The sequence below is a fragment of the Nocardia seriolae NBRC 15557 genome, from assembly GCF_007990715.1.
Lineage (GTDB): Bacteria > Actinomycetota > Actinomycetes > Mycobacteriales > Mycobacteriaceae > Nocardia > Nocardia seriolae.
Genome location: NZ_BJWY01000003.1, coordinates 101,685 through 123,647, shown reverse-complemented (window position 1 = coordinate 123,647; position 21,963 = coordinate 101,685). Strand labels below are relative to the sequence as shown.

Below are 21,963 nucleotides of genomic sequence, written 5' to 3'. Positions count from 1 at the left end.
CGACACTAGGCAGAAATCGGCACCCGGTCGAATTCCCCGTCCCGGACCCCGGCGACGAAGGCATCCCATTCGCCAGGGGTGTAGACGAGGGTGATCTCTCGGTGGGTGAGGGAGGTGTGGCCGTCGGCACCGGTCTCCGCGCTCAGGGCCGGGTCGGCGATGAGCGCGGTGCGGTGGATATGGCGGCCCAGCACAACGGCCAGGAATATCATCCATTCTGCGGCTGTGACGGTGATGATGGGCTCGTCGTCAAGGCGATGTTCCGGATTGCGCCGGTACTTGCTGTCGCGGATGAGCACCGCATCACCGTCGAATCGAACCTCCACGCACTGATTTCCGTTATTGGTACGAGACGACGTGAACCAACCGGTGGATTCCGGGTGGTACTTCGCGGTGGTAAGCATGGGCAGCATTTTACCGTCACGCATGCGTCTCCTACCCTTGCGAATAGCGTTTGATGAGCTCCAAAGATTCTGCGCGACCGAGAGATTGGTCGAGGGCACGCACAAATGCGAACCGCAGATCGCGAATCTGCTCCGGATCCTCCACCGCCCCACCGAAAACCGCGCTCTCCACCCAGGTGAAGGTGGGCAGATTTTCGGAAGCGAAATCCAGCAGATGAAAACTCGACCCGCCCAGCAGTGCGCCTCGGGTCGCGGTGAACGGAATCACCCGCACCGAAATAGAATCCAGCTCGTCCAGCAGTGTTGCCAGATGCTCGAGTTGCCCGCGCAATACTTTCGGGCCGCCGATCTGTTGCAGGAGCGTGGCCTCGCCGATCACCGCGGTGAGCTCCACCCGATCTTCGCCGCGTAATCGCTCCTGCCGCCGCAAACGCACGGCCACAAGCTGTTCCACCTGTACCGGCCGGATCATGACGTCGGCGCTGATGAGCGCCCGCGCGTAGTCCTCGGTCTGCAACAGGCCCGGCACCACCAGGCTGTCATAGCTGCGAATGCTCTCCGCGCCCAGCTCCATGCCGTAATACCGTTGCAGCTCCGGCCCGATGAGCGCCGCGGACTTGGCCCACCAGCCGCGCTCCTTGCTCAGCACCAGCAGTTCCAGCAGTTCCTCGCGCTCCTCGCCCTCCACCTCGAGCAGCTCCAGCACCGGCCCGATGGTGGTGGCGGTGAGCACGCGCCGGCCCTTCTCCACGTGCGACCAGTTGGCCGCGGTGAAGCCGACGCGCTTGGCGAAGGTCGCCGAATCGAAGCCGCGTTGCTCACGCAGTTCACGCAGCCGCAGGACCAGTTCCCACCGCGCGACGGTGGGCGAGACGGGAGCCATGACCCGTGATGCTACGCCGGGCAACTCGCGGGCGTGTGACTATTGTCATACCGATTGCCCGGGCTTAGGGTCGGTAGCAGGAGGTTCGCCATGAGCGCGCTGGACCCGTCCTCATATACCGCCACCCAGGAAGCGCTGGCCCGCTGCCGCCGCTACCGCAAGGAGCACGGTCTCTACGGGGTGGTGGACTCGGCGCTGGGCCGAATCATGTTGGAGGTCGGGGCCGTCGGAGCCGTGACCATGCCCGCCGACCTGGGACGGCGCGTCCGCGACCGGCTGAGCGCACAGCAGCGGTGCGGTCCGATCATCGCTCACCCGCGCTCGGGGCGCTGGACCTTTCTCACCGGCCCGATGGACGACTCGTACCTCGATATGACCTTGTTCTCCGACCTTTTCCGCGATTGCGCCTCCGTAGCACTGCCCGGCAGCAATATCGTGCTGCCCTCGCCGTCGGATGAGCACAACGGCTATCGGGCGTGGATTCACCCGCCCGAGGGGGACTTTCGGCCCGAACTGGCCGACGTGCTCGCGGCCACCCGCGAATGCCGCCCGGTCAGCGGGTAGGCCGCTCCGATCAGCGAGTCGGCATGGGCGTGATGGTCACGCCGAACCGGTCGTCCACGCGCTTGTTGAACTCGTCCTGGCACTGCTGGATCTTGGCCTGGTCGTTGCCCGCCTTGCTGAGGCAGTCGAGCAGATCGCTACCGCCCGAATCCTTGAAGACGACCCACGCGAACAGCCCGAACAGCAAGCCACCGATCAACCCGAGCGCCCCGGTGATCGCGCCCGCGAGCGCCATGCCGAACCCGCCCGCGGAGCCGCGGCGCGCCCGCACCATGGCGATCACACCCAGCACCAGTCCGACCAGTCCGGCGAGGACGCCGCCGAAGATGGTGAAGAACGTGATCAGGCCGATGATGCCGAAGACCAGGGCGGTAATGGCCATGCCCTTGCCCTTGGGCGATTCCGTCCAGTACTGCGGACCGCCGGGCGGCGGATAGCTTCCGGGCGGTGCCGACTGGTACTGACCCGGGTCGGGCTGTCCGTACTGTCCGGGCGGCGGGTACTGGTTCATGGTCCGATGCTATTGCCCGCCGAGTCTGACATGCATCTCCCAGACCAGAATTTCCGACGGCGTGTTCGCGGTGACACGCTGACCGCCGCTGCGGGCCAGCCGGACCGCGTCACCCTCGTACAGGGTGCCGGCCCCCTCCATCTCCACCTCGCCGCGCGCAATGAAGACGTGCAGGTAGGGAGCTTCCGGCAGGCGAATCTCGGCGGCCGCCCCCGGCAGCCGCGCCACGTGCAGCGCCGAGTGGCTGCTGGCGATGGCGATGGCGGTGCGGTCGCGATAGCGCGGCAGCCCCGAAGCCACCGTCACCAGGCCGCCGCCCGCCAGCTCGTCGTCGATCTCGAGCTGCTGGTAGCCGGGGTCCAGCCCGGATTCGTCCGGCACCACCCACATTTGAACGAAATGCACCGGCTCCTGATGTTCGGCCGCGGCGCTCAGCCGCCAGGAATCGTTCTTCTCCGAATGCAGAATGCCGCTGCCCGCGCTCATGCGCTGGGCCAGGCCGGGATAGATGACGCCGTTGTGCCCCAGCGAATCCTGGTGCACCAGGCTGCCGCTCAGCACCCAGGTGACGATTTCCATATCCCGATGCGGATGGGTTTCGAAACCCTCACCGGGCAGGACGATGTCCTCATTGTTCACCAGCAGCAGGCCGTGATGGGTGTTGTCGGGATCGTAATGTTCTCCGAACGAGAACGAATGTTTCGAATCCAGCCACGCCACACGGGTTTTCATGCGGTCGCCGCCACGATGGACATCGATGTGTGGTGTCGTGAGGGTGGACACCGCCGTACTCCTCTCACCGGCGAGCACCGATCGGGTTCCAGGGTAGGGGCACAATCCAGGCCTCGCGCTGAACTCCAGGTAAATAGTCTAGCGTGAGAGCACGCTCACTCCGCCCGCTGCCGACCAGGCCATTCGCCCGGGATAGTAGGTTCGGGCAAATGCCCGGCGATTGAGCGGCCCGGATGCGTCGGCGCGGCCCCGGCCCGCTCACGTCCCGGCGGGCTCCGGGCGGCGACCGTATCATGATGTGCCGCAAGCGGAACGAGAGGGAGAGCAGGGGGATGCGACCCGAGGTACTCGCGGGCATCGAGCGCGAGCTCCGGCAGCAGGCCGAGAGCGAGGGGATCGCGCACTTCGTCGTGGGCGTGGCCGTCTTCCGCGGCGGCAAGCTGCTGGTGGTGCGGCGTGTCGAGGGCTCGCACCAGGGCATGTGGGAACTACCCGGCGGCGTGGAGCCGGGGGAGTCCTTCGCCGACTGCGTGGCGCGCGAGCTGTTCGAGGAGACCGCGCTGCGGGTAGTGCGCATCACCGATGTGCTGGGTGGCTTCGACTACGCCACCCGCACCAAGTCCCGGGTGCGCAAGTACAGCTTCGTGGTCGAGGCCGAGGGCGGCGAGATTCGGCTGGATCCGGCCGAGCACGACCGCTTCCAGTGGATCGACTCCGACACCGTCGACAACCTGCCCATGGCCGACGATATGCGCGCGGCCGTCTTCGCGCTGGTCACCACGCACCCGTCCCGGTGACCGCGACCGGCCCGGCCCGACTACGCGAGCGGCTCGCGGCGGCCCGCGCCGGGCTGCGCGAAAACCCCGGCACCCTGCGGTTGTCCGCGGTCCGGCTGGCCGGGCAGTTCGGCGACGGCATGTTCCAGGCCGCGCTGTCGGGGGCGATCCTGTTCAATCCGGAACGCCAGACCGATCCGCTGGCCATCGCCGGCGGCTTCGCGGCGCTGCTGCTGCCGTATTCGATCATCGGGCCCTACGCGGGCGCGCTGCTGGACCGCTGGGACCGGCGCGCGGTGCTGCTGGTGGCCAATCTGCTGCGGGCGGTGTTCATCCTGCTCACCGCGGCGGGGCTGCTGGCCGGGGTGCGCGCCACTCCGCTGCTGGTGGGCGCGCTGGCGGTGGTCGGCGTGAGCCGCTTCGTCGGCGCGGGCGTGGCCGCCGCGCTGCCCCGGGTACTGGCCCGGCGCTGGCTGGTGCCGATGAACTCGGTGCTGGCGACGGTGGCCTCCGGGTGCGCGATTGTCGGCGCGGGCCTGGGCTTCTCGATCATCGGACTGATCGGAGCGGGTGACTTCGCGGCGGCGGTCGCCGCGGCCGTGAGCGCCACCGGGTCGGTGGCGGGCGGGCTGGCGGTGGCCGGATTCCGGCCGCGCGCACTGGGACCCGAGCGCGAGCGGGCGATCGACGAGCCGAATACGGTGCGGGCCATTGCCGCCGGGCTGCGCCAGGGGGCGACCGCGGCCTGGCGGTCACGGGAGGTGACCACCACCTTCCTCGGAATCGGCGCGCACCGCATCGTGTTCGGCGCGGACACCCTGCTCATGGTGCTGGCCCTGCGGCGCGGTGACGAGGCCGCGGTCGGCACCCACCTCGCCAAGTTCAGCGCGGCCATCACCGCGACCGGTGCGGGCATGCTGACCGCGGCCGCCGTCGCGCCGATCCTGATTCCCCGGCTGGGCCGGGCGCGCACCGTGGTGTCCTGCCTGGTGGCCGCCATCGCGGTGCAGCTGGGCCTGGTCACGCCCATCACCATCGCCACCGGCGAGACCGAGCGCCGGGCCGAATTGCTGTTGCTGGCAGCCGCTTTCCTGCTCGGCCTGGCGGGCCAGGTGATCAAGCTGACCGGCGACGCGGCCATGCAGATGGAGATCGACGACGCCCACCGCGGGCAGGTCTTCGCCCTGCAGGACACCGTCTTCAATATCACCTTCGTGCTGGCGCTGGCCGGGACGGCTCTGCTCATTCCGGCGGACGCGCGCTCACCGGCGGTGGTGGCGGCCGGGGCGGCGGTCTACGCGGGCGGAATCGTAGCCATCGCGGCGAACTCCCGGCGTCGGTAAGGTGGGGCCGATTCGATCTTGAGCGAGGAGAGCCGCGCCCCATGGGATTTCGATACCTGCTGATTCTGTCGGGCGTCGTCACCCTCGGGGCGGTCACCGTCCCCGCGGCGGCCGCGCCCACGCGGCCGTGGGCACCGGCCCCGGTGAACAGTTGCGGCGAAACGGGATTCGATCCGGTCGCCAGGCAGCCGGATCCGGCTGCCCCGCAGCCCCAATCGAATACGACCATCAAGATTCCGATCCCGGTGCCGCGGATCGTCACGGTGCCGGTGCCCGGGCCGCGGCCCGACAACACCCGCGTCGATTCGGTTGCGCTGCCGTCGGATCCGTGTGCCAGTCCGTGTCCGGACGTCCGGGACGCCGCCACCCCGACACCGGAGACCCAGCCCGGCGGCGGGAGCGCGGCACTGCCGCGGGTCGAGATCACGCCCGAGCCCGAACCCATCCCGATCCCGGTGCCCGGCGGCGAGCCGCCCGAACCGCAGCCCGCGCCCGTCCCGGACCCGCGACCGGCCGCGCCCGCGCCGCGGTCCGCGCCGGTGCCGCCGCGGCGGGTGGAGTCGGTCGAGCTGGTGAATCAGGTGACCGGGCACGGATCGGTGAACCGGACCGATACCCGCTGGTCGGTCGACGGCACCGATCTAGGGCTCATCTGGGAGACCAAGCCCGGGCAGGTCGCGGTCGTGTTCGGCGACACCTTCGGCAAGGGCTGGCAACCGGGCGGGGCGGGCACCGACCAACAGGATTGGCGCAGCAACACCATCGCCTACAGCAGCGGTCGCGACCTGTCGCAGGGCCTGGTGCTCGACGATTTCGTGCAGAACAGCCGCTGCCACGCCGCGGAGATCCTGGACAGCCGCAAGATCAAGAACTTCGAGACCACCACCATCCCCACCTCCGGATTCGCCGTCGGCGACCGCCAGTACCTGACCTACATGTCGGTCAACCACGGGAGCCGGATCCCGGGCCTGTGGTGGACCAACCTCGGCGGCCTGGCCTGGTCCGACGACAACGGCCGCACCTGGACCAAATCGCAGTGGGCGCGCTGGGACAACCTGTTCGGGGCCGGGCGGTTCCAGGTCGCGACCATGGTGCCGCACGGCGACCACGTCTACATGTTCGGCACACCCAACGGCCGCCTCGGCGTCATCGGGCTGGCCCGGGTGCCCGCCGATCGGGTGCTCGACAAGTCGGCCTACCAGTACTGGATCGACGGCGGTTGGGTCGCGGCCGACGGGGCCAACGAATTGCTGGCCACCCCACTGGTATCCGGCACCGCCAGCGAGCTGTCGGTGCGCTACGACGGCGACTCCGGGCAGTGGCAGCTGGTGTACCTGGACGTGACGCGCGGGCAGATCGTGCTGCGCACCGCCGCCGAACCCCAGGGGGCCTGGTCGGATCCGGTCCCGCTGCTGAGCACCGAGGACTATCCGACCGCCTACGGCGGGTTCATGCATCCCTGGTCCACCGGGAAGGACCTGTACTTCACCGTGTCGGCTTGGAACAGCTACAACGTCTATCTCATGCACGCGACGCTCGACTAGCGCCGCGGAGGTATCGGCTCGATCACACCCCCGGAGCGACACGCCAAGATCGCTACCCGGATGCCGGTCCGGCGGTTACGGTGGCAGGGATGCGTACGGCACGCTCCAGACCGACTGCCGCCCTGGCATTCTCGGGTGCGGCCGTCCTCGCGATCATGTTGCTGCCCGCCGCACCGGCCACCGCGAGCCCGCTCGCCCCCTGGGAGCCGCCGCCCGTGAACGCCTGCGGCGAAACGGGATTCGATCCGCTGGCCCGCGAACCCGATCCCAGCCTGCCGCCACCGGCGCCACCGCCGCCGCCCGCCCCCGACGACACCATCCACATCCAGGTCCCGGTCCCGCAATTCACGCCGGTCCCCGTCCCGGGTCCGCGGCAGGACGACACCCGCATCGATCCCGCGCCGCTGCCCGCGGACCCGTGCGCCAACCCCTGCCCGGACATTCGCGACGATCCGCGCCCGCGGGACGAAAACGCCGCGCCCGAGGACGATCCGGCCGACCCGCCCGGCGACCAGGCGGCATCCTCTGGCGATCCGGGTACCGGCGAAGACACCCCCGCACCCGAAACCGAACCCGAACCGGCACCCGCCCCGCAAGCCCAGGGCGGTTCCGGTGGGCTGCCGCTGCCCCCGTTGCCCAAGCTGCAGTTCGATCAGATCCCCGAGACCGTCCCGATTCCGGTCCCGGGCGGCGACCCGCCCGAACCGCAGCCCCGGCCCGCCCCGGCCGTACAGCCCCTCGCGCCCGCCCCGGCCGCCGCGCCCGTGGCCCCGGCCGAGCTCGACTCGCTGACGCTGGTGAATCAGGTGACCGGGCACGGCTCCCGCAACCGCACCGATATGCGCTGGTCCGTGGACGGCACCGACCTCGGAATCATGTGGGAGGCGCGGCCGGGCAAGATCGCGATCGCGTTCGGCGACACCTTCGGCAAGGGCTGGGAGCCACCCGCGGCGGGCACCGGGGATCAGGATTGGCGCAGCAACACCCTCGCCTTCAGCAGCGATCGCGATCTGGCCCGGGGCCTCACGCGCGACACCTTCGTCCAGGACAGCCGCTGCCACGCGGCCGAGATCCTGGGCAGCCGCAAGGTCGACAATTTCGAGATCACCACCATCCCCACCTCGGGCTTCGCCCTCGGCGGACGGCAGTACCTGACCTACATGTCGGTGGCGCGCTGGAGTCGCCACAAGCCCGGCATGTGGTGGACCAATCTGGGCGGCCTGGCCTGGTCCGACGACGGCGGCAGCACCTGGACCAAATCCGAATGGGCGCGCTGGGACAACGTCTTCGGGCTGGGGCGGTTCCAGGTCATGGGCATGGCGCCGCACGACGGGTACGTCTACATGTTCGGCACGCCCAACGGCCGGTTCGGGACCATCGGGCTGGCGCGGGTGTCCACCGACCAGGTGCTCAACAAGTCCGCCTACCAGTACTGGATCAACGGCACCTGGGTGCCCGCCGTCGGGCCCGACGAATTGTTCGCCACACCGGTGCTTTCCGGGACGGCCGGGGAACTGTCGGTGCGCTACGACGAGTCGACCCGGCAGTGGCAGATGGTCTATCTGGACCTGGACCACCACGCCATCGCGCTGCGCACCGCCGCCGAACCGCAAGGGGCGTGGAGCGATCCGGTCACGCTGGTCGACACCGACGATTACCCGAGTACCTACGGCGGATACATCCATCCGTGGTCGACGGGGAAGGACCTGTACTTCACCATGTCCGCGTGGAACACCTACAACGTCTATCTCATGCACGCGGCCCTGAAGTAATGGCTGTGTGACAGCACGTCATTCGATCCTGCGGAAGCGCAGCGCCTGCCCCGGCCGGGCCTGCGCGACCGTATCCACGTCGGCGTCCACCACCACCGCGATCACCGGATAGCCGCCGGTGATCGGATGATCGGCCAGGAACACCACCGGCTGCCCGCTGGGCGGCACCTGCACCGAACCCAATGCCATACCCTCCGTGGGCAATTCACTAGAAACGCGGCGCCGCAATTGCGGTCCGCTGCGCCGGTCCAGGCGCGCGCCGATGCGATCGGTGTCCGCGGACACCGTCCACTCACCGGCGAAAAGCGCGGTGGCGTCGGCGAACCAGTCGGCCCGCGGACCCGGCAGGGCCCGCACCGTGAGCAACTCGTTGCCCAGGGCGGGCACCGGCGAGACATCCACGATCGGCCAGCCGCGCGGCGGCTTGCCCACCGGCAGCGCATCACCCGGGCGCAAGGGGTCCGGGCCGATGCCGGACAGCGTGTCGCGGCTACGGGAACCCAGCACCGGCGGCACCTCGATGCCGCCGCGCACCGCCACATAGGTGCGCAGGCCGGTATTCGCGTAGCCCAGCCGGAGTCGTTGCCCCTCTTCCACTTCCAGCACGCTGGCCGGGCCCATCGGGCGGCCGTCCACGGTGACGGGGGACGACGCGCCGGTGACCGCCACCGTCACGTGCCGCACCGCCAGCAGTTCCAGACCGCCCAGCAGCACCTCGATACCGGCCGCGCCCTCCGGATTCCCGACCAGGCGATTGGCCAGCCGCAGCGAGGCCCGATCCGCGGCCCCGGCGGTGCCGACGCCGGATTCGAACCAGCCGGGGCGGCCCAGGTCCTGAATGGTGGCCAGCGGCCCCACCCGCTCGACCCGCAATCCGGTCATGACCGCACCCCCACCTCGACGAACCGGACCCGGGCGCCGGCCCGAACCAGGGCGGGCGGCTCCCGATCGACATCCCACATGGCGAGTGCGGTGGTGCCGATCAACTGCCAGCCGCCCGGGCTGCTGCGCGGGTAGACGGCCGAATAGCCGCCCGCCAGAGCCACCGCGCCCGCCGGGATCGAGGTGCGGGACTGCGTGCGGCGCGGCACCGTCAACCGGCCGTCCGAGGATTCCAGATAGCCGAAGCCGGGCGCGAAACCCGCGAAGGCGCATCGCCATACGGTGCCGGTGTGCAGGGCGATCACCTCGTCCACGGTGAGCCCGAGCAGCCGGGCCACCGCCGCCAGATCCGCGCCGTCGTAGCGGACCGGGATCAGCAGCGGTTCGCCCGGCAGCCCGTTCCCGCCCACCGCGTCGACCGGACGGTCGCCCCGATCCGGCCGCCACCCGGGCAGACGGCGATCGCCCGCGCCGACCCGGGCCCGCTCGTCGAGACGAGTGAGCAATTCCCGCAACTGTTTTCGCACCGACTCGGCCGCGGCCGGAGAGGCCAGGATCACCAGGACGGTCTCCGCGGCGGGCAGCACATCCACCACCCCGGCGGGCCGGGTGCGCAGTGCCGACACCAGGTCGGCGATCATGGCGCGCAACGGCGGAATCACCAGCAGCGCGAGATCACCGGCCGCCCGCACCTCGCCGGTGAAATCGGATTGCCCCGCGGAGGTGTCGAATGGTCTCGGATCGGTCATGTCCGTGCACCCGCGATCAGGTGAAAGCCCGGACGGGCGTGCCGGATTCGTCGAGGGCGGCCCGGATCCGGCGCGCCATCTCGACCGCCGCGGGGGTGTCGCCGTGCACGCAGATACTGACCGCCGACACCGCCACCTGGCCGCCGTCCACGCCGACGGCCTTGCCGGCGTGGGCGATCGAGAGCGCCTGCGCCACCGCCGCATCCGCGCCGAGCACCGCGCCGGGCAGCCCGCGCGGGGCCAGCAGTCCCTCGGGCGTGTAAGCGCGATCGGCGAAACCCTCACCGATGAACTGGATTCCGGCGGCGACCGCGGCCCGCTCCAGTGCGGTGGCCGCGGGACCGAGCAGCATCAGCTCGGCGCCCAGTTCGCGCATGGCCGCCACGATCGCGTCCGCCAGCGCGGGGTCGGCGGCGGCCTGGTGATACAGCGCGCCATGGGGTTTCACGTAGCGCACCCGGTCACCGGCGGCGCGGGCGAAGCCGTCCAGGGCGCCGATCTGATACAGCGTCTCGTCACGCAGGTCGGCCGGAGTGATGGCGATGGCCCGGCGGCCGAAACCCGATAGGTCGCGGTGCCCGACGTGCGCGCCGATGCGGACGCCCTTCTCGACGGCCAGCGCGCAGGTGCGGCGCATGATGGCCGGGTCTCCGGCATGGAAGCCGCAGGCGATATTGGCGCTGGTGACCACATCGAGCATGGCGGCGTCATCGGCCAGCGCGTAGTCGCCGAAGCCCTCGCCGAGGTCGCTGTTCAGATCCAGCGTCATATACGTCCTCCAGCCGTCGTTCGTGATCCGATTGTGGGCGCGCCCGCATCCGCCGACAAGAATCTCACGCCGAAAACTGTGTCATGGATCACACGGATGCGGTGTCACTTTCCATGGTCCCCCTCCGGCCCACGGCCAAGAACGACACCATGATCAATAGGGGTAGACGTCGACCTCGGTGGCCTTCACCGCGAAATACACCTCCATACCGGGGGCCACCCCCAGTTGGGCCACGGCGGCGGGAGTCAGATCCGCGGCCAGGCCCGCGGCCGCCCCCGGGCCGTCCGCCGCGCGCACCCGCACCAGACCGCCCCGATCCTCGAGCTCGGCCACTCGCACCCGGAACACATTGCGGGGGCTGCCCTCCGGATGCGCGAGGTGCACCGCCACGGCCACCGGCGAGAACACCGCCGCCGCCCGGCCACCGGTCGGCCAGTCGGCCTCGGATCTGCCGAAGACCTCCACCGCGCCGTCGCTCACCGCACCCAATCCGGCACTGCCGCCGCTCACCGCGCTACCCAGGATCAGGTTCACCCCGGCGATCCGCGCGGCGAACCGGCTGCGCGGGCGCGCCAGCACCATTGCCACCGGCCCGGATTCGATGACCCGCCCGGCCTCGATCACCGCGACCCGATCCGCCAGGGTGACGGCGTCGATGATGTCGTGGGTGACCAGGACGGTCGCGACCGGACGTGAATCGGGCAGCGGCGCAAGCTGTTCCGGCGCATTGTCCGCGATGTTCTCCCGCAGTACCCGGCGCAACAGCGCCCGCATGGCCGGAGCCGCGGTCACATCCAGCGCGGCCATGGGCTCGTCCAGCAGCAGCACCCGCGGATGCACCGCCAGTGCCCGGGCCAGCGCCACCCGCTGGGCCTGGCCACCGGACAGGGAACCCGGCGACCGGTTCGCGAACCGCTCGGCATCCACGGCCCGCAGCCAATCCCGTGCCAGCCGCGTCGCCGCCCGGCCCCGCACACCCCGGCTGCGCGGCCCGAACGCCACATTCGCCTCGACCGACAGGTGCGGAAACAGCAGCGCGTCCTGCGCCAGCAGCGACACCGCCCGCTGATGCGGCGGCACCGCAATGCCCTGCGCGGTATCGGTCAGCACCCGGTCGCCCAGCCGCACCTCGCCGCGATCCGGAACCACCAGGCCCGCAACCACATCCAGCAGACTCGACTTGCCCGCGCCGTTCGGTCCGAGCACCGCGAGCACCTCGCCGACCGGAACCTCCAGCTCCAGCTCGAGATCGCGATCGGCCAGCGCGGCCGCCACCCGCAGGCCGCCCGCGGCCATCGCCGACACCGGTTCAGCCATCGTCGACTCCGAGCAGGGTGCGCAGGTGGCGAGGGGCGGGGGAGCCGTGGGCGAGCATGGCATCGTGCCATTCGCGGGGCGGGGTGACGACCGGGCGGGCGGCGGCGAGGGCGGCGACCTCGGTGTAGCCGACGAAATAGGTGGACAGCTGGGTGGAGCTGAGCAGGGTGCGCCGCCACTTGCCCGCGGCCTCGCCCTCCTCCTGGAAGCCGCGCTCCAGCATGAGGCGCATGGCCTCGGCCTTGGTCATGCCGTCGCAGTGCACGGACTGGTCGAGGATGGCGTTGACGGTCATGCGGAGGTGGGACTTCAGCTGTTGCAGGCGCACCGGGAGGCCACCGAAACCGGTGTCGGCCATGAGCTTCTCGGTGTAGACGGCCCAGCCCTCGATGAAGGTGCCGCTCCGGCACAGGGCGCGGGTCGGGGTGGCACCGCGGTAGCGGCGGGCCCGGGCCAGTTGCAGATGGTGGCCGGGCACGGCCTCGTGCACGGTCAGATTCCGCATCATGTGGTTGTTGTATTCGCGGTAGAACGAGGTGACGCGGTCGGCGGCCCAGTCGGCCGGGGTGGGCGCGATGGCGAAGAACGTCGGCAGCTCGGCGGTTTCGAGCGGGCCGACCGGATCGCAGTAGGCGATGGCGACACCGCGCGCGAACTCCGGCATCTCCTGGATCACCAGCGGATCCTCGACCAGGCCCACCAGATCGTGGGCCCGGACGAAGGCGGTGGCCTCCGCCAGCGCGTCCGCGGCGACACCGACCACGGTGTCGTTCGCGGGATGCTCGGCCGACAACCGGTCCATGGCCTTGCGCACGGTCTCGTCGTCCGGATGCGCGACACCGAGGAATTCGCCTGCGGCGGACCGGATTTCACCGGTCAGCTGATCCAGATGGCGCTGGGCGCGCTCCAGGATCTCGCGCGAGCTCAGATTGGTGTCGAGGGTGTGCCACAGCTTGGCCTCCCACAACCGGCGGCCCAGCCGCGGATCGCGGTCCGATCCGTCCAGGCGCTCGGTGAGCCACGCGGTGAACTCGGTCAGCGCCGAGATCGCCGCGGCCACGGCCGGTTCGATATCGAACCCGGGCACCTCGGCCGCCAACGCCGGAACCTGCTCGCGCACCAGCGCCGCCACCCCGCCGAACTGCCCGATCGCGGTCTGCACGTGCACGCGCGGCGCGTCGCCGAGCACCGCGCGGGCCGTGGCCAGCGCGTCGGGCAGGGCCCCGAGCCGGGCGCGCAGCGCCTCCAGCCGCACCTCGGCGGGCGTGAACGGGCGCGCCAGCAGGTGGTACAGCAGCGGTCCGGGATTGTGCGGCAAGGGATTCCACTCGTGCTCGCGCACATCGACGAGCTCGAACAGCATGCCGTCGACCCGCTGTTGCAGCAGGGCCAGGTCGACGCGGTCGGCGGCGTCGAGGTCCTCGTCATCGATCTCGGCCAGGGCGTGCGAGGCCTCCCGCAGCATGGCGACCCGGCCCCGCACCGCGGCCCGCGACCAGTCCGGGAGCCGATCGTCGGCCCGGTGGTCGCCGACCGAGGCGGCCAGGTGCGGATCGGCGGTCAGCAGCGCATCGACGATGCGCTGCGCGCGGGGCACGAAAATCGACGACATGTCAGCCACGCTAGCTCGCACCGGCGGGCACCCGGTCCGCCGTGATACCCGGCCGGCGATGGGCGACCAGCACGATCACGGCCGCCACCAGCACCAGCAACAGCGAAAGCGCCACCGCCGCATCGGGATCGGACTCGCGTTGCAGATAGATCTCCAGGGGCAGGGTGCGTGTCCTCCCCTGCAGACTGCCCGCGAAGGTGAGCGTCGCGCCGAACTCGCCGAGCGCTCGCGCGAAGGCCAGGACGGTCCCCGACACCAGCGCGGGGCGCAGCAGCGGCAGCGTCACCCGCCACCACACGATCGACGGACGCGCGCCCAGGGTCGCGGCGATCCGCTCGTAGCGATCGCCCGCGGTGCGCATCGCGCCTTCCAACGTGATCACCAGGAAGGGCAGGGCCACGAAGGTCTGGGCCAGCACCACGGCCGTGGTGCTGAACGCGATCCGGATGCCCATCGACTCCAGCTCCCGGCCGATCAAACCGTGGCGGCCGAACAGGTACAGCAGCGCCAAACCGCCCACCACGGGCGGTAATACCAAGGGCAGCAGGACCAATGCCCGCAGCGCCGGCATGATCCGCCAGTTCGAGCGGGCCAGCACCGCCGCCATGGGCACGCCCATCAGGACACACAGCGCGGCGGCGGCGAGCGAGGTGCGCAGGCTCAATTCCAGTGCCACCCGCGAGGATTCGGAGGTGATCAGGCCGAAGAAGTGCGACCGGTCCACCGCCCCGGTCAGCGCCACCAGCGGTCCGGCCACCAGCGCGAAGCCGATGGCCGCCGGCAGCAGCAGCCAGACCGGTGGTTTCATCAGGGCTTCCCGAAACCGGCCTGCCGCAACGCCTGCTGACCGTCCGGGCCGGTGACCAGGGCGACGAAGTCCTTCGCGGCACCGGAGTTCTTCGAATCGGCCACGGCGGCAATGGGGTAGGAGTTCACGGCCTTGGCGGACTCCGGGAAGTTCACCGTGGTCACCTTGTTGCCCGCACCGGTCGCGTCGGTCACGTAGACCAGACCGGCATCGGCCTGACCCGAGGTGACCTTGGCCAGCACGTCGGTCACCGAGGACTCCTCGCTCACCGGCGAGATCGACACTCCGGCATCGGAAGTCACCTTCTTGGTGGCCGAACCGCACGGCACCTGCGGCGCGCACACCACCAGCCGCAGACCGGACTTCGACAGGTCCGCCAGCGAGTCGATGTGCGCCGGATTGCCCGGCGGCGTCACAATGGTCAGCGTATTGGTGGCGAAGACCTGCGGCTTGTCGGTGATGCGACCGCCCTTCACCGCCTTGTCCATATTCGCCTGGTCGGCGGCGGCGAAGACGTCGGCGGGCGCGCCATTGTTCAACTGCGCCACCAGATCCGAGGAACCCGCGAACGAGAAAGTCACCTTGGTGCCGGGGTGCGCGCTCTCGTACCGGGTGCCCAGCTGGGTGAACACCTGCTTGAGCGAGGCGGCGGCGAACACCGTGATCGTCTTGGTGTCACCGCTGGTCGAGGACGAACCACAGCCCGACAGCAGGCCCGCGCCCAGTACCGCGGTCGCGGCCAGCGCCGCGCCGGACTTGGAACCTAGGCGGTGCCACCGGTTTCGGCCGCCGTCTCGACCACCACCGTGGTGGCCTTCACGCTGGCCCACGCCACGCTGCCCGGTTGCAAGCCCCGCTCGCGCACCGACTCGCTGCTCATCAGCGAAACGACTGTGAATGGTCCGCATTGCATCTCCACCTGTGCCATCACGGTATCGGCCACCACCCTGGTGACCAGTCCCGGAAACCGATTGCGTGCCGAACTGGCACTACCCATCCGGGTCTGCGGAGTGCGGGCCTGCTCGACGGCCAGGGCCGCCAGCTGCTCGCCGTCCACCACCAGGCGACCGGATTCGTCCTTGCGCGCCGACAGGGTGCCGCTGTCGATCCAGCGGCGCACGGTGTCATCGCTGACACCCAGCAGCCGGGCCGCGTCACGAATCCGAATTTCGGGCATGGATAGCAGGATAAATCCGCAGATGCGGAACCACGAATCGTATATATCCGTGGATGCGGAACGCACCCGCCGGAATAGTGTTCCTGTTCACTTTTTCGACGCTGGCGCGGGCACCGTCGCCCAGTACGCTCGAAGCAATCATGGCCACGTATTTCGATCCGAAGGCCTGGTCACCTCTGCGCGCGGTCGACCTGGGCATGGACCTCGGAAGACGCTTGTTCGACCAGAGCTGGCTGGATCAGTGGACGAGTTTCACCTCCGCCTGGCGCGAACCAGCCGCCGACTTCGGAGCCGGGACAGTCACCGCGCTGATGCCCGATGTGCTGATGACGCTGCTGTCGGAGGGGATTCTCAGCCGGTTCGGCGGGCAGGAGGTCAGCGCCACGCTGCTCGGCCACGACCTGCGGGCCACCCTGCAAACGCTGAAGGTGCGCCGGCGTGGGGCGCACTTCCAGACCAAAACCGTACTGACCGGGCTGTATTGGAATCGGCATCCGATCGAGGAATTGACCGTCATCGCACACGGCGTGCGACTCATCCCCGGCGTGCCCACCAAGGTGCGCGCCGCGCAGCTCGACCTCAACGGCGTGATATCGGTTGCCGCACTGCTGGAATGGATCAACAGCTGGCAGCCCGACTGGGAGCTGGAACCGGCCGAGGACGGGCTGGTCCTCGCCAAGCACCGCCGTCGGCGCATCCGGGCGCTGGCCGCGGCCGAGATCACCGACAACGTGCTGTCGATAACCGTGCATCGCGCGCACTGGCGAAAAGTGCGCGCGCCCAAGCGATTCACCACGCTGAACCCGATCCCCCTGACCGGCCTGCCCAGCAAGGCACGCATCAGCCGCGCCGAAAGAGTCGGCGACCAAGTGATTTTCAGCGCCGACCTACCGGCGGTCACCGGCTCGTTCGACCTGGCTCAGATGCGCTCGGCCATCGTCGCCGGGACGACGCTCATTATTTTCTGAGCGGATACCCGGCCTAGGACTTCTGGGTCGGCCACCATTCGAGCAGCGCGGCCTCGGCCTCGTCGCGACTCATCGGCCCGCGGTCCAGGCGCAGCTCCTTCAGGAAGCGCCACGCCCTGCCGACATCCGGACCCGGTTGCAGGTCGAGGAGTTCCATGATGGCGTTGCCGTCCAGATCCGGGCGCACCCGCGCCAGATCCTCCTGCTCGGCCAGCCGCTCGATGCGAACCTCGAGATCGTCGTAGGTGGAGCGCAGCAGCGCGGCGCGGCGCTTGTTGCGGGTCGTGCAGTCCGCGCGGACCAGCTTGTGCAGGCGGGGCAGCAGCTCGCCGCCGTCGGTCACGTAGCGGCGCACCGCGGAATCGGTCCACTGGCCCTTGCCGTAGCCGTGGAAGCGCAGGTGCAGGTACACCAGCCGCGCCACATCCTCGGTGAACTGCTTGGGATACTTCAAGGCGCGCAGCCGCTTTCGCACCATCTTCGCGCCCACCACCTCGTGGTGGTGGAAGCTGACGCCGCCGCCGGGCTCATTGCGCTTGGTGGGCGGCTTGCCGATGTCGTGCAGCAGCGCGGCCCAGCGCAGCACCAGGTCCGGATCGCCCTGCTCCTGATCGATGGCCTGGCGCAGCACGGTCAGCGAATGCTGGTAGACGTCCTTGTGCTGATGGTGCTCGTCGATCTCCAACTGCATGGCCGGAACCTCGGGCAGCACCCGCTCGGCCAAACCGGTCTCGACCATGATGTCGATGCCCTCGGTCGGATACTCGCCGCCGATCAGCTTGTCCAGCTCGGTGTGCACCCGCTCGGCGGTGATGCGATCGATCTCGGAGACCATGCCGATGATCGCCTCCCGCACCCGCGGCGCCAGCTCGAAACCCAGCTGCGAGACGAAGCGCGCGGCGCGCAGCATGCGCAGCGGGTCGTCGTGGAACGAATCATGCGGCAGCGCAGGGGTATCCAGCACCCCGTCCAGCAGGGCGGACAGGCCGTCGAGGGGATCGACGAACTCCAGTTCGCCCAGTTCGCCGATGCGGACCGCCATGGCGTTGACGGTGAAGTCACGGCGCACCAGATCACCCTCGAGGGTGTCGCCGAAGGTGACCTCGGGATTGCGCGAGACGCGATCGTAGGAATCGGAACGGAAGGTGGTGATCTCGACCTGCTGCCCGGCCTTGGCCGCGCTGACCGTGCCGAAGGCCAGGCCGCCGGTGTCCCACAGCTGATCGGCCCAGCCGCGCATCAGCTCCTGCACGACCTCCGGGCGGGCATCGGTGGTGAAATCCAGATCCGTGCCGAGCCGACCCAGCACCGCGTCGCGGACACTGCCGCCGACCAGATACAGCTGATGCCCGTGCTGGGCGAACAGTTCACCCAGCGGGGTCAGCACATCCGAGTACCGCCCCAGGGTTATCGCGGCCGCCGCCAGCAGGCGGGTACGGCGATCCTCCACGGCTACTTCCTCGGACTTCGGCGAAACCACGAAGACGCAGCTTAGTCGCTCGGGGGTGCGATCTCCGAAAAGCGTCCGCCCGGCACCTCGGCCGAGACGAGCACCGCACCGGAGCCCATCCGGCGTGCCGCGCCGCGACGGGTGTCTACCTGCTACGAGACCTCCGTATATATGGGAGCCACCGCGGTGGGGCGGTCACCCGGGCCGTCCCCTATAGACTGGCGCAGTGTCCCCGGCCGATCGCGCGAACAGTCGACGCCGCCAGCCCCGGCGGCGTGGTTCGGCCGGTAATGCGGCAGCGGCGAAATCCACCGGTGCGAAGCGCGGGGAGGCGGAGCGGAAACCCCGCATGCGCACCGTGCGCGAAACCTCCGCGGGCGGACTCGTGGTCGACGGCCTCGACGGTCCCAGCGAGAAGCGCTGCGCCGCCCTCATCGGACGAACCGACCGGCGTGGACGTTTGCTCTGGTCGCTGCCCAAGGGCCACATCGAAGAGGGCGAGACCGCCGAGCAGACCGCCATTCGCGAAGTGCAGGAGGAGACCGGCATCCACGGCACCGTGGTCGCCGAACTCGGCAGCATCGACTACTGGTTCGTCACCGAGGGCCGGCGGGTACACAAGACCGTGCACCACTATCTGATGCGCTGCCTGGGCGGTGAGCTCTCCGACGCCGATGTCGAGGTCACCAAGGTGGCCTGGGTTCCCTTGAGCGAACTAGACTCCCGGCTCGCCTACGCTGACGAGCGCAGGCTGGCCGAGGTCGCCAACCGGCTGATCGACCGGATGGAGAACGGCAGACAATGACGCGTGCGGGATCGCAGCGCACGCTGCTTTCACTCGTCGCGGTAATGCTGGCGGTGCTCACGACACTGGGAATCGGACCCGGGATCGGCACGCCCGTTGCCGCCGCCGAACCCACCGGCAGCGGCAACGGCAATGGGAGCGGCAATGGCAACGGCCAGCCCAGCGGGCCGAAATTCCTGAAACTGTCGCTGGATTCGGTCACGCCCACCGCCATCACCGCCACCAGTGATCCGTATTTCGTGGTGTCCGGGACCGTCACCAATATCGGCGACCGGCCCGTCGACGAGGTCAGCGTCCGCATCCAGCGCGGCGCCGCGGTCACCAGTCCGAGCGGACTGCGCTCCACGCTGCGCCTGGACCAGATCAACTACGACATCAACGGCGAATTCCAGGATGTCGCCGACCGATTGACCTCCGGGCAGCGCAAGCAGTTCAGCCTCACCGTCGCCCTGCACTCCGGAACCGAACTGCCCAGCGGGATCTCGTCGGTCGACATCACCGCGCCGGGCGTCTACCCCTTGCTGCTCAATGTGAACGGCCAGCCCGCCTACGGCGGCCAGGCCCGCCTCGACGACGCCCGCTTCCTGCTGCCCGTGCTCGGCGTGCCCGGCGGCGACCCCAAACATCCGGTCGCCCCGCCCGCCGACGCCGCGCCGGTGGCCACCACCATGCTGTGGCCGCTGGCCGACCGCCCCCGCCTGGTGGCCGGACGCCCCGGCTCGCCCGACGGCCCGGCCCTGCTCACCGATGACGACCTGGCCGCCTCGCTGGCCCAGGGCGGACGACTCGACCAACTGCTCTCGGCGCTGGAGAGCGTGGTCAAACCCGACAGCGGCCGCGACCGCGGGCTGATCAACGCCATCTGTCTGGCCGTCGACCCCGACCTGCTGCTCACCGTGTCCGATATGACCAGGGACTACCTGGTGCTGGCCAGCCCGTCGGATCCGGAAGGGCCCACCCGCGCCGGGAGCGGCAGCCACGCCGCCAAGGCATGGCTGGAACGACTGCGCGCGCTGGCGCCCGGAATGTGCGTGGTGGCACTGCCGTTCGCGCAGGTCGACGCCACCGCCCTGGCCGCCGCGGGCGACGTCACCCTGGCCGACCGGGCGCTCAACGCACCCGCCGACCTGGTGGACAACCTGCTCTCGGTGAAATCGGTGCGCGGCGTGGCCATTCCGGACGCGGGCGCGGTGGACACCGAGGCGGCCACCCTGTTCGCGCACCACGGATTCACCGGCACCGTGCTCGCCGACAACGCGGTCGCACCGGTCGACGGCCGGAGCAACCTCACCGCCGCCAAGACCCCCGGCGCACCCGCCGGAGGTACCGAGCCGGGGACACCGGACGTGGTGAACCTCGCCGACGTCACCGTGCCGCCCGCCGCGGGCACGCCACCGCCGCCCGCGCCCGCCGCGCTGCGTGCCACCACCTTCGACATCTGGGCCGCGACCGCGCTGGCCGCCATCGGATCCAATCCGCCCACACCGCCTTTCACCCCGGACAAGGTCCGCTACGACGTCACCGTCGACTCCCGCGCCGCCCGGTTGCAGGACGCGCTGGGCGCGATCGCCTGGACCGCGCTGAATCCGCAACCCGGACGGGCCCGCTCGGCGCTGCTCGTGCCGCCGCAGCAGTGGGGAGCCAATCGCGACGAGGCCTCCGCCGTGCTCACCCAGCTGGACCTGCTGCTGCACAACAATCTCGCCACCGCGCGGCCCTTCACCGAACTGGTTGCGCAGCAGCCGGATTCCCAGCCCTACGAACTCGACTACCTCGCCGACGCGGCCGACGAGGCGGTGCCCGCGCACTTCGCCGAACCGGTGCGCCAGCAGGCCCAGCGCATCACCGAACTGATGAGCGCGCTGGTGGACGTGCCGCAGCAGGAACTCAGCCCGCGCGCCTTCCTCACCCCGCTGCGCGACGACCTGATCCGGGTGCTGTCGCTCTCGGATCGCTGGGCGTCCACCGCGGCCGCGGACACCAGTGCCCAGCGCCGGCTGGACCAGACCACCAAAACCATGGACAACCTGTTCGGATCGGTCACGGTGCTGCCGCCGGGCGGCGTCTACACCCTGGCCTCCGAACAGAGTCCGCTGCTGCTGGTGGCCCGCAACGACCTGCCGGTGGCCATCCGGGTGAAGTTCAAGATCGACCAGCCGGCCGAGACGAACATCACCGATATCGGCGAACAGCAGCTGCCCGCCAAGGGAAATCGGTCCTTCCAGATCCCCACCGAGGTCTCCGACAGCCGAAACCTGGTCATTCCCATCGCGCTTACCACACCCGACGGGGTGCCGCTCGGCAATGCGGTATCGGTATCGGTGCGGTCCAACGCTTACGGTCAGGTGTTGGCAATAATTACCGCGTGCGCCTGTGCGCTGTTGCTCCTGCTGGTCGGTCGCCGACTGTGGCACCGCTTCCGCGGGAAGCCGGACCCGGCCGACGAAGGGTTCGATCCGGGCACACAGCAGGGGCGCGCGGGTAAGCGGGATTTGAAACGACAGGAGTCACGGTGAGCGAGTACGGCGGGCCGCGCTCATCCGGCCGACCAGAGGGACCCGACGGGCCGCCGCCGCGGCGCGCGCCCTCGGCACCTTGGGAACGCGGCGTCCCGCCTCGACCCGGACCGCGCGGACCGCAGGGGCCCGCCTCGGGCCAGCAATACCGGGTACCGCCGCAGGGTCCGCCGCCCTCCGGAGCACAGCGGCAAGTGCCGCCGAACCAGTACGGGGGACCGAATCCGCAAGGCGGTCAGGGCCGTCCGCGCCCGGTGCCGCCCGGACCCGAATCCGGGCCCATCATGCACCGGCCCCGGCAGCCGCAGGGCCGCCCCGATCCCGCTGCGGCCGGGCGCGTTCCGGCCGAAGAGCGCTACCACTGGGGTCACCCGGGCAATG

21 protein-coding genes are annotated in these 21,963 nt (G+C 70.0%); 8 read left to right on the top strand and 13 right to left on the bottom strand.

Annotated elements, in window-relative coordinates:
* Positions 1–5 precede the first annotated feature (5 nt).
* Both NS2_RS01685 and NS2_RS01680 read right to left on the bottom strand, forming a co-directional pair.
* Positions 6–404 carry a DUF397 domain-containing protein gene (locus NS2_RS01685; RefSeq protein WP_033085241.1) on the bottom strand — a complete coding sequence of 133 codons (399 nt, stop codon included), beginning with the start codon at positions 402–404 and terminating at the stop codon, positions 6–8.
* A 31-nt stretch (positions 405–435) separates the two neighbouring features.
* Positions 436–1,287, bottom strand: coding sequence for a Scr1 family TA system antitoxin-like transcriptional regulator (locus NS2_RS01680; RefSeq protein WP_147207054.1), 852 nt, complete (start codon positions 1,285–1,287; stop codon positions 436–438).
* Between the two features lie 90 nt (positions 1,288–1,377).
* On the opposite strand from NS2_RS01680, the gene NS2_RS01675 reads away from it, so the two are divergent.
* Entirely contained in the window at positions 1,378–1,851 is a 474-nt protein-coding gene (locus NS2_RS01675; protein ID WP_033085160.1) for a hypothetical protein, read from the top strand.
* A gap of 10 nt (positions 1,852–1,861) precedes the next feature.
* Here NS2_RS01675 and NS2_RS01670 read toward each other — a convergent pair whose 3' ends face one another.
* Positions 1,862–2,362 (bottom strand): DUF4190 domain-containing protein, encoded by a 501-nt coding sequence (locus NS2_RS01670; protein ID WP_033085161.1) that lies wholly within the window; start codon positions 2,360–2,362, stop codon positions 1,862–1,864.
* Positions 2,363–2,371: 9 nt separating this feature from the next.
* Entirely contained in the window at positions 2,372–3,145 is a 774-nt protein-coding gene (locus tag NS2_RS01665) for a pirin family protein (RefSeq protein ID WP_033085162.1), read from the bottom strand.
* A 281-nt stretch (positions 3,146–3,426) separates the two neighbouring features.
* Between NS2_RS01665 and NS2_RS01660 the strand changes: the two genes are divergently transcribed.
* From NS2_RS01660 to NS2_RS01645, 4 genes are all read left to right on the top strand, one after another.
* A complete protein-coding gene (locus NS2_RS01660; protein WP_033085163.1) occupies positions 3,427–3,891 on the top strand; it encodes an NUDIX hydrolase in 465 nt (154 codons plus the stop codon).
* Complete coding sequence (locus NS2_RS01655) at positions 3,888–5,213, top strand: MFS transporter (RefSeq protein WP_033085164.1); 1,326 nt, start codon at positions 3,888–3,890, stop codon at positions 5,211–5,213. The genes NS2_RS01660 and NS2_RS01655 overlap by 4 nt, the downstream gene beginning before the upstream one ends.
* A gap of 41 nt (positions 5,214–5,254) precedes the next feature.
* Positions 5,255–6,757 carry a glycoside hydrolase family 183 protein gene (locus NS2_RS01650; RefSeq protein ID WP_045435933.1) on the top strand — a complete coding sequence of 501 codons (1,503 nt, stop codon included), beginning with the start codon at positions 5,255–5,257 and terminating at the stop codon, positions 6,755–6,757.
* Positions 6,758–6,912: 155 nt separating this feature from the next.
* Positions 6,913–8,529: a glycoside hydrolase family 183 protein gene (locus NS2_RS01645; RefSeq protein ID WP_409340096.1), complete on the top strand. Its 1,617-nt coding sequence runs from the start codon at positions 6,913–6,915 to the stop codon at positions 8,527–8,529.
* Between the two features lie 18 nt (positions 8,530–8,547).
* On the opposite strand, the gene NS2_RS01640 is transcribed toward NS2_RS01645, so the two are convergent.
* From NS2_RS01640 to NS2_RS37090, 8 genes are all read right to left on the bottom strand, one after another.
* Positions 8,548–9,411, bottom strand: a complete 864-nt coding sequence (locus NS2_RS01640; protein WP_147207053.1) for a 5-oxoprolinase subunit C family protein — start codon at positions 9,409–9,411, stop codon at positions 8,548–8,550.
* Positions 9,408–10,160 (bottom strand): 5-oxoprolinase subunit B family protein, encoded by a 753-nt coding sequence (locus tag NS2_RS01635; RefSeq protein ID WP_081985537.1) that lies wholly within the window; start codon positions 10,158–10,160, stop codon positions 9,408–9,410. Before NS2_RS01635 ends, NS2_RS01640 begins: the two co-directional genes overlap by 4 nt.
* Positions 10,161–10,176: 16 nt before the next feature.
* Positions 10,177–10,929, bottom strand: coding sequence for a LamB/YcsF family protein (locus NS2_RS01630; protein ID WP_033085166.1), 753 nt, complete (start codon positions 10,927–10,929; stop codon positions 10,177–10,179).
* Between the two features lie 153 nt (positions 10,930–11,082).
* Positions 11,083–12,246, bottom strand: a complete 1,164-nt coding sequence (locus tag NS2_RS01625) for a sulfate/molybdate ABC transporter ATP-binding protein (protein WP_228102569.1) — start codon at positions 12,244–12,246, stop codon at positions 11,083–11,085.
* Complete coding sequence (locus NS2_RS01620) at positions 12,239–13,858, bottom strand: DUF885 domain-containing protein (RefSeq protein WP_036550260.1); 1,620 nt, start codon at positions 13,856–13,858, stop codon at positions 12,239–12,241. The genes NS2_RS01625 and NS2_RS01620 overlap by 8 nt, the downstream gene beginning before the upstream one ends.
* 10 nt (positions 13,859–13,868) lie before the next feature.
* Positions 13,869–14,666, bottom strand: a complete 798-nt coding sequence (locus NS2_RS01615; protein WP_045435925.1) for an ABC transporter permease — start codon at positions 14,664–14,666, stop codon at positions 13,869–13,871.
* A complete protein-coding gene (gene modA, locus NS2_RS01610; RefSeq protein ID WP_033085246.1) occupies positions 14,666–15,409 on the bottom strand; it encodes a molybdate ABC transporter substrate-binding protein in 744 nt (247 codons plus the stop codon). The genes NS2_RS01615 and modA overlap by 1 nt, the downstream gene beginning before the upstream one ends.
* A gap of 20 nt (positions 15,410–15,429) precedes the next feature.
* A complete protein-coding gene (locus NS2_RS37090) occupies positions 15,430–15,843 on the bottom strand; it encodes a TOBE domain-containing protein (RefSeq protein ID WP_033085168.1) in 414 nt (137 codons plus the stop codon).
* 140 nt (positions 15,844–15,983) lie between these two features.
* On the opposite strand from NS2_RS37090, the gene NS2_RS01600 reads away from it, so the two are divergent.
* Entirely contained in the window at positions 15,984–16,811 is an 828-nt protein-coding gene (locus NS2_RS01600; RefSeq protein WP_033085169.1) for a hypothetical protein, read from the top strand.
* A 13-nt stretch (positions 16,812–16,824) separates the two neighbouring features.
* Here the strand turns inward: NS2_RS01600 and NS2_RS01595 are convergent, their stop codons facing one another.
* A complete protein-coding gene (locus NS2_RS01595) occupies positions 16,825–18,291 on the bottom strand; it encodes a CCA tRNA nucleotidyltransferase (RefSeq protein WP_045435922.1) in 1,467 nt (488 codons plus the stop codon).
* Between the two features lie 196 nt (positions 18,292–18,487).
* On the opposite strand from NS2_RS01595, the gene NS2_RS01590 reads away from it, so the two are divergent.
* Both NS2_RS01590 and NS2_RS01585 read left to right on the top strand, forming a co-directional pair.
* Positions 18,488–19,066 (top strand): NUDIX hydrolase, encoded by a 579-nt coding sequence (locus tag NS2_RS01590; protein ID WP_033085171.1) that lies wholly within the window; start codon positions 18,488–18,490, stop codon positions 19,064–19,066.
* A complete protein-coding gene (locus tag NS2_RS01585; protein ID WP_033085172.1) occupies positions 19,063–21,582 on the top strand; it encodes a DUF6049 family protein in 2,520 nt (839 codons plus the stop codon). Before NS2_RS01590 ends, NS2_RS01585 begins: the two co-directional genes overlap by 4 nt.
* Positions 21,583–21,963: the final 381 nt, after the last annotated feature.

Excerpts from the sequence above, each read along its gene's own strand:
- NS2_RS01685 (WP_033085241.1), bottom strand. The coding sequence starts at position 404 with ATGCTTACCACCGCGAAGTACCACCCGGAATCCACCGGTTGGTTCACG.
- NS2_RS01680 (WP_147207054.1), bottom strand. The coding sequence starts at position 1,287 with ATGGCTCCCGTCTCGCCCACCGTCGCGCGGTGGGAACTGGTCCTGCGG.
- NS2_RS01675 (WP_033085160.1), top strand. The coding sequence starts at position 1,378 with ATGAGCGCGCTGGACCCGTCCTCATATACCGCCACCCAGGAAGCGCTG.
- NS2_RS01670 (WP_033085161.1), bottom strand. The coding sequence starts at position 2,362 with ATGAACCAGTACCCGCCGCCCGGACAGTACGGACAGCCCGACCCGGGT.
- NS2_RS01660 (WP_033085163.1), top strand. The coding sequence starts at position 3,427 with ATGCGACCCGAGGTACTCGCGGGCATCGAGCGCGAGCTCCGGCAGCAG.
- NS2_RS01650 (WP_045435933.1), top strand. The coding sequence starts at position 5,255 with ATGGGATTTCGATACCTGCTGATTCTGTCGGGCGTCGTCACCCTCGGG.
- NS2_RS01645 (WP_409340096.1), top strand. The coding sequence starts at position 6,913 with ATGTTGCTGCCCGCCGCACCGGCCACCGCGAGCCCGCTCGCCCCCTGG.
- NS2_RS01640 (WP_147207053.1), bottom strand. The coding sequence starts at position 9,411 with ATGACCGGATTGCGGGTCGAGCGGGTGGGGCCGCTGGCCACCATTCAG.
- NS2_RS01635 (WP_081985537.1), bottom strand. The coding sequence starts at position 10,160 with ATGACCGATCCGAGACCATTCGACACCTCCGCGGGGCAATCCGATTTC.
- NS2_RS01630 (WP_033085166.1), bottom strand. The coding sequence starts at position 10,929 with ATGACGCTGGATCTGAACAGCGACCTCGGCGAGGGCTTCGGCGACTAC.
- NS2_RS01625 (WP_228102569.1), bottom strand. The coding sequence starts at position 12,246 with ATGGCTGAACCGGTGTCGGCGATGGCCGCGGGCGGCCTGCGGGTGGCG.
- NS2_RS01620 (WP_036550260.1), bottom strand. The coding sequence starts at position 13,858 with ATGTCGTCGATTTTCGTGCCCCGCGCGCAGCGCATCGTCGATGCGCTG.
- NS2_RS01615 (WP_045435925.1), bottom strand. The coding sequence starts at position 14,666 with ATGAAACCACCGGTCTGGCTGCTGCTGCCGGCGGCCATCGGCTTCGCG.
- NS2_RS37090 (WP_033085168.1), bottom strand. The coding sequence starts at position 15,843 with ATGCCCGAAATTCGGATTCGTGACGCGGCCCGGCTGCTGGGTGTCAGC.
- NS2_RS01600 (WP_033085169.1), top strand. The coding sequence starts at position 15,984 with ATGGCCACGTATTTCGATCCGAAGGCCTGGTCACCTCTGCGCGCGGTC.
- NS2_RS01585 (WP_033085172.1), top strand. The coding sequence starts at position 19,063 with ATGACGCGTGCGGGATCGCAGCGCACGCTGCTTTCACTCGTCGCGGTA.